This window comes from Amycolatopsis sp. NPDC059657 (assembly GCF_042734395.1).
Classification (GTDB): Bacteria; Actinomycetota; Actinomycetes; order Mycobacteriales; family Pseudonocardiaceae; genus Amycolatopsis.
In genome coordinates this window covers 41,975-58,883 of sequence record NZ_JBHWEB010000010.1, presented here as the reverse complement: position 1 = coordinate 58,883, position 16,909 = coordinate 41,975, and the positions used below count along the sequence as shown (strand labels likewise).

The 16,909-nt window shown below is 68.4% G+C and carries 18 protein-coding genes; 11 read left to right on the top strand and 7 right to left on the bottom strand.

All coding sequences use genetic code 11. The annotated features are described in order from the left end of the window. Positions 1 to 52: 52 nt before the first annotated feature. From ACFV15_RS07955 to ACFV15_RS07945, 3 genes are all read right to left on the bottom strand, one after another. A complete protein-coding gene (locus tag ACFV15_RS07955; protein ID WP_378349446.1) occupies positions 53 to 1,504 on the bottom strand; it encodes a flavin-containing monooxygenase in 1,452 nt (483 codons plus the stop codon). Positions 1,505 to 1,629: 125 nt separating this feature from the next. Further along, positions 1,630 to 2,727, bottom strand: coding sequence for a winged helix DNA-binding domain-containing protein (locus ACFV15_RS07950; protein WP_378349445.1), 1,098 nt, complete (start codon positions 2,725 to 2,727; stop codon positions 1,630 to 1,632). Positions 2,728 to 2,738: 11 nt separating this feature from the next. After that, positions 2,739 to 3,848, bottom strand: a complete 1,110-nt coding sequence (locus ACFV15_RS07945; RefSeq protein ID WP_378349444.1) for an epoxide hydrolase family protein — start codon at positions 3,846 to 3,848, stop codon at positions 2,739 to 2,741. Between the two features lie 68 nt (positions 3,849 to 3,916). Here ACFV15_RS07945 and ACFV15_RS07940 point away from each other — a divergent pair, with 68 nt between their 5' ends. Then, on the top strand, positions 3,917 to 4,972 hold the full coding sequence (locus tag ACFV15_RS07940) for an AraC family transcriptional regulator (protein WP_378349443.1): 1,056 nt from the start codon (positions 3,917 to 3,919) through the stop codon (positions 4,970 to 4,972). On the opposite strand, the gene ACFV15_RS07935 is transcribed toward ACFV15_RS07940, so the two are convergent. Continuing rightward, positions 4,917 to 5,558: a TetR/AcrR family transcriptional regulator gene (locus ACFV15_RS07935; RefSeq protein WP_378349442.1), complete on the bottom strand. Its 642-nt coding sequence runs from the start codon at positions 5,556 to 5,558 to the stop codon at positions 4,917 to 4,919. The two genes, ACFV15_RS07940 and ACFV15_RS07935, sit on opposite strands and share 56 nt — an antisense overlap. 103 nt (positions 5,559 to 5,661) lie before the next feature. Here ACFV15_RS07935 and ACFV15_RS07930 point away from each other — a divergent pair, with 103 nt between their 5' ends. The 3 genes from ACFV15_RS07930 to ACFV15_RS07920 all read left to right on the top strand — a co-directional run bounded on the left by ACFV15_RS07930 (position 5,662) and on the right by ACFV15_RS07920 (position 7,480). After that, the gene (locus tag ACFV15_RS07930; RefSeq protein WP_378349441.1) at positions 5,662 to 6,504 is read left to right on the top strand and encodes an oxygenase MpaB family protein; all 843 of its coding nucleotides are present in this window, start codon (positions 5,662 to 5,664) and stop codon (positions 6,502 to 6,504) included. After that, positions 6,501 to 7,121 (top strand): TetR/AcrR family transcriptional regulator, encoded by a 621-nt coding sequence (locus tag ACFV15_RS07925; RefSeq protein WP_378349440.1) that lies wholly within the window; start codon positions 6,501 to 6,503, stop codon positions 7,119 to 7,121. Before ACFV15_RS07930 ends, ACFV15_RS07925 begins: the two co-directional genes overlap by 4 nt. A gap of 86 nt (positions 7,122 to 7,207) precedes the next feature. After that, the gene (locus tag ACFV15_RS07920) at positions 7,208 to 7,480 is read left to right on the top strand and encodes a hypothetical protein (protein ID WP_378349439.1); all 273 of its coding nucleotides are present in this window, start codon (positions 7,208 to 7,210) and stop codon (positions 7,478 to 7,480) included. Positions 7,481 to 7,491: 11 nt separating this feature from the next. On the opposite strand, the gene ACFV15_RS07915 is transcribed toward ACFV15_RS07920, so the two are convergent. Genes ACFV15_RS07915 through paaI form a run of 3 tightly spaced genes read right to left on the bottom strand, consistent with a single transcriptional unit; the run spans position 7,492 to position 9,760 of the window. Beyond that, the gene (locus tag ACFV15_RS07915) at positions 7,492 to 8,100 is read right to left on the bottom strand and encodes a TetR/AcrR family transcriptional regulator (RefSeq protein ID WP_378349438.1); all 609 of its coding nucleotides are present in this window, start codon (positions 8,098 to 8,100) and stop codon (positions 7,492 to 7,494) included. Beyond that, entirely contained in the window at positions 8,097 to 9,380 is a 1,284-nt protein-coding gene (gene paaK / locus ACFV15_RS07910) for a phenylacetate--CoA ligase PaaK (protein ID WP_378349437.1), read from the bottom strand. Before paaK ends, ACFV15_RS07915 begins: the two co-directional genes overlap by 4 nt. Continuing rightward, positions 9,377 to 9,760 carry a hydroxyphenylacetyl-CoA thioesterase PaaI gene (gene paaI, locus ACFV15_RS07905; protein ID WP_378349511.1) on the bottom strand — a complete coding sequence of 128 codons (384 nt, stop codon included), beginning with the start codon at positions 9,758 to 9,760 and terminating at the stop codon, positions 9,377 to 9,379. Before paaI ends, paaK begins: the two co-directional genes overlap by 4 nt. 80 nt (positions 9,761 to 9,840) lie before the next feature. On the opposite strand from paaI, the gene ACFV15_RS07900 reads away from it, so the two are divergent. The 7 genes from ACFV15_RS07900 (at position 9,841) to paaE (ending at position 16,874) form a co-directional block, all read left to right on the top strand. Beyond that, positions 9,841 to 11,115 (top strand): cytochrome P450, encoded by a 1,275-nt coding sequence (locus ACFV15_RS07900; RefSeq protein WP_378349436.1) that lies wholly within the window; start codon positions 9,841 to 9,843, stop codon positions 11,113 to 11,115. Positions 11,116 to 11,238: 123 nt separating this feature from the next. Further along, a complete protein-coding gene (gene paaZ, locus ACFV15_RS07895; RefSeq protein WP_378349435.1) occupies positions 11,239 to 13,269 on the top strand; it encodes a phenylacetic acid degradation bifunctional protein PaaZ in 2,031 nt (676 codons plus the stop codon). After that, entirely contained in the window at positions 13,266 to 14,201 is a 936-nt protein-coding gene (gene paaA / locus ACFV15_RS07890; RefSeq protein WP_378349434.1) for a 1,2-phenylacetyl-CoA epoxidase subunit PaaA, read from the top strand. The genes paaZ and paaA overlap by 4 nt, the downstream gene beginning before the upstream one ends. Further along, positions 14,198 to 14,482, top strand: coding sequence for a 1,2-phenylacetyl-CoA epoxidase subunit PaaB (paaB, locus tag ACFV15_RS07885; RefSeq protein ID WP_091294580.1), 285 nt, complete (start codon positions 14,198 to 14,200; stop codon positions 14,480 to 14,482). The genes paaA and paaB overlap by 4 nt, the downstream gene beginning before the upstream one ends. Further along, complete coding sequence (gene paaC / locus ACFV15_RS07880) at positions 14,479 to 15,336, top strand: 1,2-phenylacetyl-CoA epoxidase subunit PaaC (RefSeq protein WP_378349433.1); 858 nt, start codon at positions 14,479 to 14,481, stop codon at positions 15,334 to 15,336. Before paaB ends, paaC begins: the two co-directional genes overlap by 4 nt. Continuing rightward, complete coding sequence (gene paaD, locus ACFV15_RS07875) at positions 15,330 to 15,818, top strand: 1,2-phenylacetyl-CoA epoxidase subunit PaaD (protein WP_378349432.1); 489 nt, start codon at positions 15,330 to 15,332, stop codon at positions 15,816 to 15,818. The genes paaC and paaD overlap by 7 nt, the downstream gene beginning before the upstream one ends. Continuing rightward, a complete protein-coding gene (gene paaE / locus ACFV15_RS07870; protein ID WP_378349431.1) occupies positions 15,819 to 16,874 on the top strand; it encodes a 1,2-phenylacetyl-CoA epoxidase subunit PaaE in 1,056 nt (351 codons plus the stop codon). It abuts the gene before it with no gap. Positions 16,875 to 16,909 lie beyond the last annotated feature (35 nt).

The window sequence follows — 16,909 nt, the reverse complement described above, 5'->3', positions numbered from 1 at the left end:
TCTTGGGCTTTGGCCGGACGCTGCCTGCGAGGGTCAGCGTCCGGCCTGTTCGTCAGGCGCTGGTCTCGTAGTCGAGCAGGTCGAGTTTGCGGGTCCGGCGGTCGTATTCGGAGACGAGGCCTGGCCAGTTCGTCGTCACCCTGCCGTCGTCCTGGCGGTACCAGCTGGCGCACTTCGTCCACACGCTGCGGGCCAGGCGTTGCTGGACTTCGGTGTCGTAGCGCTCTTCGACGTCGGGCTTGACGTCCACATAGGACACATCAGGCCTGGCGATGTGCTCGACGGCCTGGCGGATGTAGCGGGCTTGGCGTTCGATCATGTAGATGATGGACCCGGCGCCGAGGTTGGTGTTGGGCCCGTACACGCAGAACAGGTTCGGGAAGCCCGGCACGGTCATCCCCAGGTACGCCCGCGCTCCGCCTGCCCAGCTGTCCGAGAGTGACCGGCCGCCGAGGCCGTGGACCTTGAGCTTGCCGAGGAAGTCGGTCGCGGCGAATCCGGTGCCGTAGATGATCACGTCGGCCTCGTGCTCGGCGCCGTCTTCGGTGCGGATGCCGCGTTCCGTGATTTCGGTGATCTTCGCGGTCTCGACGTGCACGTTGGGCCGCGCGATCGCGGGCAGGTAGTCGTTGGTGAACAGGATCCGCTTGCAGCCCATGTCGTAGTGGGGCTTGAGCTTGGCGCGCAGCACCGGATCCTTGATGTGACGGCGGCGCAGCTGTTCGGTGCGCAGCTCGAAACCCTTGGCCAGCAAGGGATGCTTGGTCATCGCGTAGGTGGCGTACTCGGCGAGCAGCCAGATGCGGAGCCTGCCGATGCGCTGTGTGGCCGGCAGCGCGCGGAACAGGCGCTGCTGCCAGCGGCGGTAGCGGGTGTCGGTCTTGTTCATGATGTACGGCGCGGTGCGCTGGAACAGGGTCAGCGTGTGCGCGAGCGGCTGGATCTCCGGCACGAACTGGATCGCGCTCGCCCCGGTCCCGATGACGGCGACCTTCTTGCCGCGCAGATCGCACTCGTGGTTCCACAGCGCGGAGTGGAAACTGGTGCCCGCGAACGACTCCCTGCCGGGGATCTCCGGCCAGACCGGCCGGGACAGCTGGCCGACGGCGGGCACGAAGACGTTCGCCTCGTGGGTTTCCCCGGTGCTGGTCTCGATCCGCCAGAGCTTGGTGTCCTCGTCGAAGGTGGCGCTGGTGACCTCGGTCCCGAACCGGATGTGCTTCGCGAGCCCGTATTTGCCGACGACCCGCTTGAGGTACGCGTGGATGTCCGGCTGCAGCGAGTACCGCTTGGGCCAGTCCGGGTTCGGCTCGTACGAGAACGAGTACAACGGCGACGGGATGTCGCAGCCGGCGCCGGGGTAGGTGTTCTCGCGCCAGACGCCCCCGACCTCGGCCGCCTGCTCGAGGATCGTGAAGTCCGTGAAACCGGCGCGCCGCAGCTCGATCGCGGTGCCGATACCGCCGAAGCCGGACCCGACGATCAGGATCGATGGAGAAGCCATCCCCCGAAGCTACCCATCGGTCGCCCTCGCCGGAAGTGCCCCCGAGGCCACCGAATCGAGATTTCCGGCCACCGGCAGGCGCGGGGGTCGTGAGTGTTTTGGCCGGTTAGAACCGGCCGTGCCACTCACGACCCTGGGTCGGTGATGACTTGGACGGTGTGGGTTTCGGCTTGGGGCTCGGCCCAGCGGATGAGGCGGTCGGCGGCGCTTTCGAGGGCGGCCAGGTCGCGCTTGGGGAGCTTTTCGAAGGGGGTGAGGATGATCGTGGACTTCTTGGTCTCCCACCAGCCTTTGACTTGGCCGTTGGCGAGGAGCGCGCCTTTGACGAGGCCGTTCTGGGTGATCATGCGCTTGCGGTAGGGATCGCTGATGACCCTGGTGCGGTCGGCGTAGGAGAGCAGGGTCTGGTCGAACGGGCCGAGCAGGCGCGGGGGCGCCGGGGTGTCGGGATCGGGGACCGTGGCGTGCGGGAGGTCGAGCAGTTCGCGGCCGTCTTCGTCGCGGTACTTGCGCAGTTCGAGGGTTTCGGCGATCTCGCCGAGGCGGGTGATGCCTGCCCAGGTTTGGACGTCCATCACGGTCGCGGGGCCGAAGGCGGCCAGGTAGCGCAAGATCAGCTGGGCCGGCTTCGCCTGGGCATCGAGGGGGCGGCCCAGCCAGTCTTCGGCGGTGACGTACGTGGTCTGGCCGGATTTGCCCCAGATGCCGCGGGGAGGGATCTGGATCAGGGGGAGCAGGCCGCGGGAGCCATGCGTCAGCGAAGCCGGGACGCGGTCCGGCCAGTGGGTGGCCAGCGCGGCGCCCAGCTCGGTCGTGGAGTGGGGGCGCTCGGTGAGCAGGTCGCGGGCCGTCTTGGCCAGCTGGTCGTGGTCGATGTCCTTCAACTGCGACGCGTGCTGGGTATTGCGTTCGAGGTCGCGGTCGTAGATGCCTTGGAGCAGCGGGCGCCACGCCAGCGCGTCGGCCGCGGTGACCAGGTGGACCGTGCCACGCATCAACGCGATCCTGACGACCTCGCGGTCCAGCAGCAGCCGCGCGAGTTCCTCCTGCTTGAAGCCCTGGAGCCGGGTCCACAACGCGTAGTAGGGCGGGAAGGGTGCCTGGGCTTGCAGGCCGCCGAGGTGTTCGATGGCTTCGAGCGCGCTCATCTTGGCGCGGCGCAGCAGCAGTTGCCGCTCCAGCGTCGCCCGGTTGAGCGCGCGGCGGCTGAGTCGCTCAGTCACCCTTTCCTCCCTCAGGTCAGCTGGCTGAAGAACTTACGCATGTCTTCGACGAGCACGGCGGGCTGTTCCATCGCCGCGAAGTGACCGCCGCGCTCGAACTCCGACCAGTGGACGATGTTGTCGGTCTGCTCGGCCATGCGCCGGACCGGGTGCGCGATGTCGTGCTCGAAGGCGGCGACGCCGACCGGCACCTTCACGTGGATCGGCTGCCCGTAGGTCGGCACGGCCTCCTTGTAGATGCGCGAGGAGGACGCGGCGGTGTTGGTCAGCCAGTAGAGCATCACATTGGTGAGCATGCGATCGCGGTCGACGGCGTCCTCCGGGCGGTCCTGGGAGTCCGTCCAGTCCTTGAACCGCTCGACGATCCACGCGAGCTGCCCGACCGGCGAATCCGCCAGCCCGAAGCCATGCGTCTGCGGGCGCGTGGACTGCAGCTGCATGTACCCGGCGAGCTCGCGCGTGTAGCGCTCGTTCTTCGCCAGCGCCGCCTTTTCCTCTTCGGACTCGGGTTTCCCGAAGCTGAAGAGCATGTTGACGTGCACGCCGATGACGTTCTCCGGCGCCAGCGCGCCGAGCGCGCGGGAGATGCCGGAACCCCAGTCGCCGCCCTGCGCCGCGTACCGCTCGTAGCCGAGGCGGCGCATCAGCTCCGCCCACGCCCGCGCGATGCGGGGGACGCCCCAGCCGGTTTCGGTGGTCGGCCCGGAGAAGCCGAAGCCGGGGATCGACGGGATCACCAGGTGGAACGCCTGCCCGGACTCCGGCTCGGTCAGCGGCTCGATGATGTCGAGGAACTCGACGATCGAGCCGGGCCAGCCGTGCGTGAGGATCAGCGGCATGGCGTTCTCGTCCGGCGACCTGACGTGCAGGAAGTGCACGTTCTGCCCGTCGATCGTGGTGGTGAACTGGGGAAAGCGGTTGAGCAGCTCTTCGGCTGCGCGCCAGTCGTAGGACGTGCGCCAGTACTCGGCGAGCTCCTTGACATAGCTCACCGGGATGCCATAGCTCCAGCCGACACCGGGCAGCTCGTCCGGCCAGCGGGTCTTGGCCAGTCGATCGTTCAGGTCGTCGAGCTCGGACTGCGGGATGTCGATGCGGAACGGGCGGATGGCTTCGCTCATGGTCCCCACGGTACGGAGGGGGACCGACAGTTTTGGCGAGTTCGGGCGGCGCGATCCATAATTCAGCCATGGCTGAAATCGCCGTGCCCGCGGTCCGTGACTGGGACTTTCCCCGGAGCGCGGCGAGCATTCTGCTGATCAGCCAGTTCGCGGCCGAGCGGGGCATGGGGCCCGACGAGGTGCTGCGGGGTACCGCGCTCACGCCGGCGCAGCTGCTCGATCCGGCGGTGCAGGTCGACGCGCGGCAGGAGCTGGCCGTCATCCGGAACGTGGCGGGGCGGCTCGGCGACGAGGACACGGTCGCGCTCGCGCTCGGGCGGCGGTATCACGTGACGACGTTCGGGATCTTCGGGTTCGCGTGCATCAGCAGCCCGACCTTGCGGGACGCGATGGCGTTCGCGTTGCGGTACCTCGACCTCAGTTTCACCTTCTGTATCCCGCATGTCGCCGTCGACGGCGAGACGATCTCGTTGACGCTCAACGACGAACGCGTGCCGGGCGATGTCGCGCGGTTCCTCGCGCTGAGGGATCTTTCGGCCATCTACACCGTCATGCGGGACCTGCTGCCCAGCGTGAAGCTGCGAACTCTCAGCTGGCGGCACGGTGCACCCGGGACCGTGGAGTCCTATGTGGACGTATTCGGGGTCGGGCCGCGGTTCGGGGCCGACGCGAACATGGCCACTTTGGACCTGGCGTATCTCGATCATCCGCTGCCGCAGGCCAATGAGCACACGGTCGCGATCTGCGAGGCGCAGTGCCGCGAACTCGTCGCGCGCAAGCGGGAGCGGACCGGTGTCTCCCAGGACGTGCGGGAACGGCTGATCAGGGTCGGGGGAGCGGACGCGGGCATGGACACCGTCGCGCGCGAGCTCAACCTGAGCGCGCGGACGTTACGGCGCAGGCTGACCGAGGCCGGGACCAGCTATCGGGCGCTGGTCGACGAGGTGCGCCAAACGCTCGCCGAGGAGATGCTCGGCACCGGCGCGCTCAGCGTCGAAGATGTCGCCATCCGGCTCGGGTACGCGGAAGCGTCGAGCTTCATTTACGCGTTCAAGCGCTGGAAGGGCGTCACTCCGGCCGCGTACGTGCGGCGGTTCGCTGGTCGAGGACGGCAGGGTAGGTGACCTTCAGCAGGTGCAGGAGCGAGCTGAGCAGGAAGGTACGAAGCGCGTCGCGGTCCAGGGTGCCGCGGATAAGCCACTCGCGTGACGCCGCGCGGAGCATGCTGCCGAAGGAACGGATCATCGCGCGCAGCTGCTCGCGGCACTCGGTGATCTCGTGCATCAGCGCGGCTTCGAGCACGTGGTCGGCGGCGATCTCGTCCGCCTCCAGCATGATCCGCTCGATGTCGGGGTCATGCCCGATCGCCTCGGGGCCGATCGCGGTCAGCCAGGTGCGCTTGTTGCGCTCGACCACGTCGAGCCAGCGGTCGACGCTGATCTCCAGCCGGTGTTCCATGGTGGTCTTCGGCAGGCTCTCGGTGACCGGCGCGGGCACCACCATGATCTGCCGGAGCACCTCCAGGTACAGCTCGCGCTTGCCGCCGAAGTAGTGGTTGATCAGCGGCCGCGCCACGCCCGCCGCCTTCGCGATGTCCGAAGTGGACACCGACGCGTAGGTGCCGGCGTCGAACAGCTTGCGGGCGGCGGCGAGTATCTCGGCCCGCCGTGCTTCCGGCTCCAGCCTGCGCCGCCTCGTCACCGTGGTCATGGTTCCAGCGTCGTGATCCGTCGGCGGTCTGTCAACAAGCTATTGACGGAATGTCAAAAGCAGTGATAGAAAAGTGCTCTCTTTCTCTCACGGGAGGCACGGCATGGACGTCGGAATCACCCGTAAACCACTCGGTCCCGGTTCGGTCGCCTGGCGGATCGGCGGCGAGCGCCGCGCGCTGCTTGCCGGGGGCTACGGACTGCTGCTGCAGGTGGGACACCCCGTCGTCGGCGCCGGAGTGCTCGAGCACTCGAACTTCAAAGCCGAGCCGTGGGAGCGTCTCGACCGCACCATGACCTCGCTGCTCACCACCATCTACGGCGGGCAGGCCGCGCTCGACGAGGCTGCCAGGCTGCGAGAACTCCACAAGTCGATCAAGGGTGTGGACAACCGGGGCAGGCGCTATCACGCGCTCTCGCAGGAGGCGTACTGGTGGGTCCACGCCACCCTGTTCCAGGGTTTCGTCGACCTGGAACGCCACTTCGGCGTCCCGCTCGGCGACGCCGACCAGCGCACGCTCTACCGCGAATGGCGTCAGCTCGGGGAAGTGCTGGGCATCAAGGCCGACCGCATGCCCGAGACGGTCGAAGGCTTCCGCGAGTACTTCGACGACGTGGTCGAGAACCGCTTGGAGGACAACCAAAGCGTGCGCGATGTCCTGCACGCGCTGTCCATGGCCGACGTCGGGCCGCCGCACCGGTTGGTCCCTTCGCCGGTGTGGAACCTGGTCAAGCCACTCGGCGGCTCGGTCCAGCGCACCGCCACGGTCGGCCTGCTGCCGGTGGCGCTCCGGGAACGGTGGGGCCTGAGCTGGACGGTCACGGACCAGAACCGGTTCGACCGCCTGGCGAAGGCCGTGCGCGTGGTCGGGCCACGGGTGCCTGGCCGGATCGGGTTGTACCGCATCGCCTACGACGCCAAACGCCGTGCGAGGCTGGCCGGGTGACCTTGCTCCAGCGGATCCTGCGCGCGGTACCGGACGACGCCGACCACGGCCGGATCCTCGACGGCGCGCTGGCCGCGTTCCTGGACTTCGGCATCCGGCGTACCAGCATGAACGAGGTCGCCAAGCGGTCGAGCCTGAGCCCGGCCACGCTGTATCGCCGCTTCGCGCAGAAGAGCCAGCTCGTCGAGGCGGTCGCCATCCGTGAGGCGCGGCGGTTCGTCGAGGCCGTCGACCGCAGTGTCGACCACGACGCGAGCGCGGTCGAGCAGGTCGTCGAGGGCTTCGTCGCGTTCGCGGACGGATTGACGCGTAACCGGCTGCTGGCTCGGCTGCTCGCCACCGAGCCCGAGGTGACGCTGCCGCTCCTGACGACCCAGGCAGGCCCGTTTCTGGCGCTCGGGCGCGACTATCTGGCCGAAACGATCACCAGGCTCCAGCGGCAGGGGAAGGTGGCGGCGTTCGACCCCGAGCCGCCCGCCGAAATCCTCGCGCGGCTCGCGTTGTCGCTGGCACTGACGCCACAGGGGATCATCCCCGTGAACGAACCGGCCGCGGCACGGGATTTCGCCCGTGAGTTCATAACTCCGCTGCTCAGGCTGGATCCAGGGGCGTTATAGAACCGGTACAACTCGTGAGTAACCTCCAGACTCCTCCGCGCGACGACACGTTCGAGCCGTCTTGGCGCGCCTTGGGGTAGGAACAGATGAATGATTCCGGTGACGAGGCCGGGCAGCGGCGCGAGCGCTGGGTGTCGGTCACCTTGCAGCATCGCAAGGTATGCCTCGACGCGACCGGCGACGAGCTGACTTACGCCGGTGTCCTCATCACGAACTACGACCATGGCGTGAAGGTCTGCGAAACCTGGCTGCCGCTGGGCGTCGACCCGTCCGAGGCCGACGACGAGGAACTCATCCTCCGGCTCCGCGAAGCCTTGCTGTGGCAGGCGCGGCAGCCGCCTCAGGCCGACGCGGGCTGAGTGGGCAACCACTAAGACGGCAGGCGCAGGCCGTCGAAGGCGATCTTGCTGACCGCGTCGGCGAGTTCGGCCGGCGAGGAGCCACGGCGCGGCCGGTACCACTCGGTGAGCGAGTTGACCATGCCGAACAGCAGCCTGCTGGTCACCGCGGGGTCGATGTCCGGGCGCACGTCGCCCTCGGTCTCGGCCTGCTTGACCAGCTCGGTGACGATCCGGTCGAACTCGCGCCGCCTGGCCAGCGCGGCGCGCTCGACCTTGGTGTTGCCGCGCACGCGCAGCAGCAGCGTCACGAACGGCAGTTGCTCGACGAGCACCAGCACGCTGCCGCGGACCAGATGTTCCAGCCGGTCGATCGCCCTGCCCTCGATGTTCTCGGTCTCCTGCGCGACCGCGAACAGGCCCCCGAGCGCGCGGTCCACGGCGAGCCGCAGCAGCTCCTGCTTGCTCGGAACATGGTGGTAGATCGCGGATTTCGTGATACCGAGCTTGCGGGAGAGGTCCTCCATGCTGGTGCCGTCGTACCCGCGCTCGTTGAACAGCCTGACGGCCACCTGGAGCAGTGATTCGAGGTCGTAACCCGGCCTGCCGCGCCGGGCCGGTGAACCTGGTGTGGTCGTCATCTGCCTTCCCGCTGGTCCAGCACACGGCGCATCTTGCCGAGCGAGCGTTCGAGCGTCTCGGGATCGAAGACCTCGACCTCGACGGTGACGCCGACACCGTCCTTTACGCCCGCGATCAGTTCCGCCGCCGCCGCGGCGCGCCGGTCGGCCGAGGTGTCCGAGCGGGCCTCGACGTGGACGGTCAGGTGGTCCATCCGGCCGCGCGTGGTGCGGACCAGCTGGAAATGCGGGGCCAGTCCTTCGGTGCGCAGCACGATCTCCTCGATCTGTGTGGGGAAGACGTTGACACCGCGCAGGATGATCATGTCGTCGGTGCGGCCGGTGACCTTTTCCATCCGGCGGAACGACGGCCGCGCCGTGCCCGGCAGCAGCCGCGTCAGGTCGCGGGTGCGGTAGCGGATGATCGGCAGCGCCTCCTTGGTCAGCGAGGTGAACAGCAGCTCGCCGCTCTCCCCACTGGCCTGGACCTGCTCGGTGAACGGGTCGATCACCTCGGGGTAGAAGTGGTCCTCCCAGATGTGCAGCCCGTCCTTGGTCTCGACGCATTCCTGCGCGACACCGGGGCCCATCACCTCGGACAGCCCGTAGATGTCGACGGCGTCGATGCCGGCGCGTTCCTCGATCTCGGCGCGCATCTGCTCGGTCCACGGCTCCGCGCCGAAGATGCCGACCTTGAGCGAGCTCGCGCGCGGGTCGATGCCCTGGCGCTCGAACTCGTCGAGCAGTGTCAGCATGTACGTCGGGGTGACCATGATGATCTCCGGCGCGAAGTCCGTGATGATCTGCACCTGGCGGCTGGTCATCCCGCCGGACGCGGGGATCACCGTGCAGCCGAGCTTTTCCGCGCCGTAGTGCGCGCCGAGCCCGCCGGTGAACAGGCCGTACCCGTACGCGACGTGCACCTTGTGCCCCGGTCGCCCGCCCGCCGCGCGGATCGACCTGGCGACGACCGTCGCCCAGGTGTCGATGTCCTGCTCGGTGTAGCCGACGACGGTCGGCTTGCCGGTCGTGCCGCTGGAGGCGTGGATGCGGCGGACCTGGTCCTGGGGCACGGCGAACATGCCGAACGGGTAATTGTCACGCAGGTCGTGCTTCGTGGTGAACGGGAACTTCGCCAGGTCTTCGAGCGCGCGGCAGTCCTCGGGACGCACGCCCGCTTCGTCGAACTTCTTGGTGTAGAAGGGAACGTTCGCGTACGCGTGCCGCAGCGTCCACTGTAGACGCGTGAGCTGCAGCGCGCGGAGCTCGTCCGGATTCAGCTTCTCGGCGGTGTCGGTCATTTTTCGTCCTCTTGACGGCCGATGGCGCGGCTGCGGCCGCGGAATTCCGCGATCACGGTGTCCCCGCGGCGCACCGTGACGTCGTAGATGCCGTTGCGGCCGAAGCGGGTGCGCTCCTCGGCCGTCGCGATCAGCTCGTCGCCTGCCTTGGCCGCGGCGATGAAGGAGATCTCGGCGCCTGCCGCGACGGTGACCGGGCCCCGGCTGTTGCACGCGTAGGCGAACGCGGTGTCGGCCAGCAGGAAGACATAGCCGCCGTGCGCGATGGCGTGTCCGTTGACCATCGGGTCGGTCACGCGCATCCTGGCGACGGCGTGGCCGTCGCCGAATTCGAGGAGTTCGATGCCGAGCGATCGGGTCGCGGCGTCGTCGCCGAACATCGTTTCGGCGGCGTTGCTGGACATGGGCGCTCCACTGCGTTCGCGCTTGAACTGACTGACCGAATGGACGGTTGATAAAGGTGTCGCTCAGTAAAGGCAGTGACCAGGCCGGTGTCAAGACGGTCGACGTCTTCGATCCACGGGTGTTTTCCCGAGGCGTGCCGCACGAGGCGTTCCGGCTGCTGCGCGACCGGGCGCCGGTGGCCTGGCAGGACGAGCACGAGGTGGACGACTGGCCTGCCGGACCCGGATTCTGGGCGGTCACCAGGCATGCCGACGTGAAGCACGTGCTGCGCAGTCCCGAGCTGTTCTCGTCCTCGCTCGGCGCGACCCAGATCCGCGATCCCGAGCCGGACGACCTCGCGTTCATCCGCCGGATGATTCTCAACATGGATCCGCCGGAACACAACCGTTTGCGCAAGCTGGTCTCGGCGGTGTTCACCCGGCGCAGGCTGGAACGCTCGGCCAGGCAGATCGCCGAGCGGGCCCGCGCGCTCATCGGCGCCGTCGCGGACCGCGGCGCGTGCGACCTCCCCGCCGAGGTGACCGACGACTTCCCGCTGCTGAATCTGGCCGATTTGCTGGGCGTTCCCATCGAGGATCGCGCGTTGCTGCTGAAGTGGACCAACCGGGTCATCGGCTACCAGGACCCCGAGCACGCCGAGACTCTCCGTGACGCCGACGGCAAGCCGGTCAACCCGCGCTCGCCCGCCGCGTTGCGGGACATGTTCGCCTATGCCCAGGAACTCGCTGCGGCCAAACGGGTGAAGCCCGCGGATGACCTGATGACCGCGCTCGTCCAGGCGTCGGTCGACGGGCGTGCGCTCGACGACGCCGAGCTGGAGATGTTCTTCTTCCTGGTCGTGATCGCGGGCAATGACACCGTGCGTAGCGCTCTGCCCGGCGGCGTGCTCGCGCTGGTCGAAAATCCTGGCGAATACCGGCGGTTACGCGAGGATCCTTCTTTGCTGGATACGGCTGTGGAGGAGATGTTGCGGTGGCATCCGCCGGTGCTGAGCTTCCGGCGTACGGCGACGAGGGACGTCGAGCTGGCCGGGCAGCGGATCGCGGCGGGGGACAAGGTGGTCGTCTATCACGTGTCCGCGCATTTCGACGAGCGCGTGTTCGAGGATCCGTTCCGGTTCGACGTGGGCAGGTCGCCGAACGAGCATCTGGCGTTCGGGCAGGGGCCGCATCTGTGCCTCGGCGCCCATTTCGGGCGGCTGCAGCTGCGGATCTTCTTCCGCGAGTTCCTGCGGATGCTGCCACAGGCCGAGCTGGACGGGACCCCGCGACGGCTGACGTCCAACTTCATCAACGGCGTCACGCACCTGCCCCTGCGCTGGAGGTCGTGAGTGGTACGGCCGGTTAGAACCGGCCGTACCACTCACGAGTCCTTATCGACATGAGCGCAGCGCGAAGCTAAGATGCGAATTACTGAACGAACGGTTGGTTAATCCAGGAGAGGGCGAACCCCGATGGCCTTGCTGCGCAGTTACGTGTCCGGCGAGTGGCACACCTCGGCCGAAGAGGGTGTCCCGCTGCACGACGCCACCACGGGCGAAGAGGTCGCCCGTGTCTCGTCGGCGGGTGTGGACATGGCCGCGGCGCTGGACTACGGGCGCCGCGTCGGCGGGCCCGCGCTGCGTGAGCTGACCTTCCACCAGCGTGCCGCGTTGCTGAAGGCGCTCGCCTCGTACCTGCGTGAGCACCGCGACGAGCTGTACGCGCTCTCGGCCAAGACCGGCGCGACGCTGGGCGACTCGAAGTTCGACGTCGACGGCGGCATCGGCGTGCTTTTCACCTATGGCAGCAAGGGGAGGCGCGAGCTGCCGAACTCGACGGTCTACGTCGACGGCGCGGTCGAGCCGCTGAGCAAGGGCGGCACCTTCGTCGCGCAGCACATCGCGACTCCGCTGCGGGGCGTCGCGATCCAGATCAACGCGTTCAACTTCCCCGTCTGGGGTCCGCTGGAGAAGTTCGCGCCCGCGTTCCTCGCCGGGGTGCCGAGCCTCGTCAAGCCGGCCAGCCAGACCGCGTACCTGACCGCGCGGCTGGTCGAGCTGATCATCGAATCCGGGATACTCCCCGAGGGCTCGCTGCAGTTCATCGCGGGCAGCGTCGGCGACCTGCTCGACCACGTCACCGCGCAGGACCTGGTGAGCTTCACCGGCTCCGCGTCGACCGCGCAGAAGCTGCGCGCGCACCCGGCGATCATCCGCAACGCGGTCCGGTTCAACGCCGAGGCCGACTCGCTGAACCTCTCGATCCTCGGCCCCGACGCCAAGCCGGGCACCGTCGAGTTCGACCTGTTCGTCAAGCAGCTGACCAGCGAGATGACCGTCAAGGCCGGTCAGAAGTGCACCGCGATCCGGCGCGCGTTCGTGCCTGCCGAGCTGCTCGACGCGGTCGCCGAGGCCGCCAGCGCGCGGCTCGCCAAGGTCACCGTCGGCAACCCGGCCGCCGAGGGCGTCCGGATGGGCGCGCTCGCCAGCCTGGAGCAGCGCGAAGAGGTCCGCCGCTCGCTCAAGGCGCTGCTCGACGCGGGCAGTATCGTCTTCGGGGACCCCGACAACGTCGAGGTCGTCGGCGCCGACGCCGAGCGTGGCGCGTTCATCTCGCCGGTGCTGCTCAAAGCTGACCCCGAGCGCGCCGAGCCGCATGAGGTCGAGGCGTTCGGCCCGGTGTCGACGCTGCTGCCGTACACCTCGACCGAGCAGCTCATCGACTACGCCGCGCGCGGCGAGGGCAGCCTGGCGGGCTCGATCGTCACCGCCGACACCGAGTTCGCCCGCGAGATCGTGCTCGGCGTCGCGCCGTGGCACGGCCGCCTGCTGGTGCTCGACGCCGACGACGCGAAGGAGTCGACCGGGCACGGCTCGCCGATGCCGCAGCTCGTGCACGGTGGCCCCGGCCGCGCCGGTGGCGGCGAGGAGATGGGCGGCATCCGCGGCGTCATGCATCACCTGCAGCGCACGGCCGTCCAGGGCACGCCGAAGCTGCTCAGCGCGGTCACCGGCCAGTGGGTCACCGGCGCGCCGCGCACGATCTCGGACGAGCACCCGTTCCGGAAGTCCTTGGCGGAGCTGAAGATCGGCGACGCCGTCGTCGCCGGGCCGCGTCAGGTCACCCAGGCCGACATCGACCACTTCACCGAGTTCACCGGTGACAGTTTCTACGCGCACACCGACCCCGAGGCGGCCGCCGCGAACCCGCTGTTCGGCGGCATCGTCGCGCACGGCTACCTGGTCGTCTCCTTCGCGGCGGGCCTGTTCGTCTCGCCGGAGCCGGGCCCGGTGCTCGCGAACTACGGCCTGGAGAACCTGCGCTTCCTGACCCCGGTCAAGGTGGACGACACGCTCACCGTCACCCTGACCGCCAAGCAGATCACCCCGCGCGTCGACCAGGAGTACGGCGAGGTCCGCTGGGACGCCGACGTGACCAACCAGAACGACGAGTCGGTCGCGAAGTACGACGTGCTCACCCTGGTGGCAAAGGAAAAGGCATGACAGCCGAACTCGAAGCTCAGTTCGAGCAGACGATCGCGCGCGACCAGCGCATCGAGCCACGCGACTGGGTGCCGGACGGGTACCGCAAGACGATGATCCGGCAGATCGCGCAGCACGCGCACTCCGAGATCATCGGCATGCAGCCGGAGGGCAACTGGATCACCCGCGCGCCTTCGTTGCGGCGTAAGGCGATCCTGCTCGCGAAGGTCCAGGACGAGGCCGGGCACGGGCTCTACCTGTACTCGGCGGCGGCCACGCTCGGCGCCGACCGGGCCGACCTGACCGACAAGCTGATCACCGGCAGGCAGAAGTACTCGTCGATCTTCAACTACCCGACGCTGACCTTCGCCGACGTCGGCGTGATCGGCTGGCTGGTCGACGGCGCCGCGATCTGCAACCAGGTCCCGCTGTGCCGCAGCTCGTACGGGCCGTACGCGCGGGCGATGATCCGGATCTGCAAGGAGGAGTCGTTCCATCAGCGGCAGGGTTTCGAGCTGCTGATGACGATGATGCGGGGCACCGAAGGCCAGCGCGAGATGGTGCAGGAGGCCGTCGACCGCTGGTGGTGGCCGTCGCTGATGATGTTCGGCCCGCCGGACGCCGACTCGCCGAACACCGCGCAGTCGATGGCGTGGAAGGTCAAGCGGCACACCAACGACGAGCTGCGCCAGCGGTTCGTCGACATGTCGGTGCCGCAGGCCGCGGCGCTCGGCGTCACCCTGCCGGACCCGGACCTGAAGTGGAACGCCGAGCGCGGGCACCACGACTTCGGGGCCGTCGACTGGGACGAGTTCAAGAACATCCTCAAGGGCAACGGCCCGTGCAACGCCCAGCGCATCGCGCACCGGCGCCGCGCGCAGGACGAGGGCGCGTGGGTGCGCGAAGCCGCCGTCGCCCACGCGGAGAAGAAGAAAGCCGAGGCAGCAGCGTGAAGCATGATTGGCCGCTCTATGAGGTCTTCGTCCGTGGCAAGCGCGGGCTGAACCATGTCCACGTCGGCTCGCTGCACGCGGCGGACGACGAGATGGCGCTGCATCACGCGCGCGACCTGTACACCCGCCGCAACGAGGGGGTGTCCATCTGGGTCGTCAAGGCCGAGGACATCACCGCGTCGAGCCCTGACGAGAAGGACCCGTTCTTCGCGCCCAGCGGCGACAAGGTGTACCGGCACCCGACCTTCTACGACATTCCCGAGAATGTGCCGCACATATGAGTTTCGACAACGCTTACGAAGCGATCACCGAGGAGAACGACGCGCGATGGGCGTTCGGCACCGGCTTCGACGACCCGCTGTCCGGGGTCGACACCTCGGTGCCGTCCGGTGTGGACGGTCAGGCGCTCGCCGCGTACTGCCTGATGCTCGGTGACGACGCGCTGGTCTTCTCGCACCGGCTGCAGGAGTGGTGCACCAACGCGCCCGAGCTCGAGGACGAGGTCGCCATCGCGAACATCGGCCTCGACCTGCTCGGCCAGGCGCGGCTGCTGCTCGCCAGGGTCGGCAAGGCCGACGGCACCGGGCGCGGCGAGGACGAGCTGGCGTTCTTCCGGTCGGACCGGGAGTTCCGCAACGTCCGGCTCGCCGAACTCGGCGGCGGGCACTTCGGGCATCTGATCGCGCGGCTGTTCGTGTTCTCGACCTGGCGGCTCGCGTTGCTCCAGCGGCTGGTGTCCTCGGCCGACCCTGTCCTCGCGGCGATCGCGGCCAAGGGCGTCAAAGAGCTTGCCTACCACCGCGACTACGCCGCGCAGTGGATGGTCCGGCTCGGCGATGGCACCGAACTCTCGCACGAGCGGATGCAGGAGGGACTTGACGCGGTCTGGCCGTATGTCGGGGAGCTTTTCCTGACGCACCCGACCGAACTGGTCGACGCCGCGTCGCTGCGCGAGGAGTTCGACGACGTGCTCGCGCAGGTTCTCGCGGCTTCGACGCTGACGAAGCCCGAAGTGGGTGCGTTGGCAGGCGTGTCCGGCAAGACCGGACGCGACGGGGTGCACACGGAGCAGCTGGGCTTCCTGCTGGCGGAGATGCAAAGCGTGGCGCGAGCGCATCCGGACGCGACGTGGTGAGCGCGGCGGCCGTCGCGGCCACGGTCACCGACCCCGAGCTGCCGATGCTCACGCTGGCGGATCTCGGCGTGCTGCGCGAGGTCGACGAGACCGACGGCCGCGTGGTCGTGTCGATCACGCCGACGTACACCGGCTGCCCTGCCATGGACACCATGCGCGACGACCTGGAGCACGCGCTGCTCGGCGCCGGTTTCGCCCAGGTCGAGGTGCGTACCGTGCTGCAGCCGGCGTGGTCGACCGACTGGATCAGCGAGAACGGCAAGCGCAAGCTCGCCGAGGCGGGTATCGCGCCGCCGGGGCAGGCGCCGCGGCGATCCGGGCCGATCCCGCTCATGCTGAGCGCGCCGGTGTCCCGAGTCCGGTGCCCGCGGTGCGACTCCGCGGACACCGAAGAGCTTTCCCGGTTCAGCGCGACCGCGTGCAAGGCCTTGCGCCGCTGCCGTAGTTGCCTCGAGCCTTTCGAACACGTCAAGGAGATCTGAGTGGCCGCGTTCCGCACTCTCACCGTGGCAGGCGTCGAGCGGCTGTGCGACGACGCCGTCGCCGTGACCTTCGACGTGCCGCCGGACTTCGACGCCGAGTACCGCTTCCTGCCGGGGCAGTCGCTGACGCTGCGGCGGGTCGTCGACGGCCGTGACGAACGGCGGTCGTACTCGATCTGCGCGCCCGCGGGCGCGCGACCCCGTGTCGGCGTGCGCGAGGTGCCGGGCGGGTTGTTCTCGTCGTGGCTGGTCAACGAGGTCAAGCCGGGCGACGAGATCGAGGTGGCCGCGCCGACGGGCAAGTTCACCCCCGACCTGGCCACGGCCGCGCACCACGTGCTGATCGCGGCGGGCTCGGGTATCACGCCCGTGCTGTCGATCGCGTCCTCGCTGCTCGCGAACCCGGACATCACCGTCACCGTGCTGTACGGCAACCGCCGGACCGACACGGTCATGTTCGCCGACGAACTCGCGGACCTGAAGGATCGCTATCCGTCAAGGCTGGAACTCGTGCATGTGCTTTCGCGCGAACCACGTGAGGCGGAATTGTTCACCGGCAGGCTCGATGTCGATAAATTACGAAAATTGTTCGACGTTTTGGTGCCGGTCGAAGAGGTCGCGCACTGGTGGCTGTGCGGCCCGTTCGAAATGGTGACCGGTGCGCAAGGCCTGCTCACGGAGCTGGGCGTGCCCGAGGAACGGGTGCACCAGGAGCTGTTCTATGTGGACGATCTGCCGCCGGAGCCCGTCCATCACGCGGATCCCACGGTCACCGGCGCGTCCAGTGAAGTGACGCTCGTGCTCGACGGCCGGGCGACCACGATGACATTGTCTCGTGACACTTCGGTGCTGGACGGGGCGCAGCGGTTCCGCCCCGATCTGCCGTTCGCGTGCAAAGGCGGGGTATGCGGCACGTGCCGCGCGAAGGTGACCGCCGGAAAAGTGGACATGCGACGCAATTTCGCGTTGGAAAAGGCCGAAGTCGAAGCGGGCTTCGTCCTCACATGTCAATCTCTGCCCGTTTCGGACACCCTGACGGTCGACTTCGATTCTTAGGTTTAAGCTGTCCCCCTTTCCTTGTCTAGGGGGAC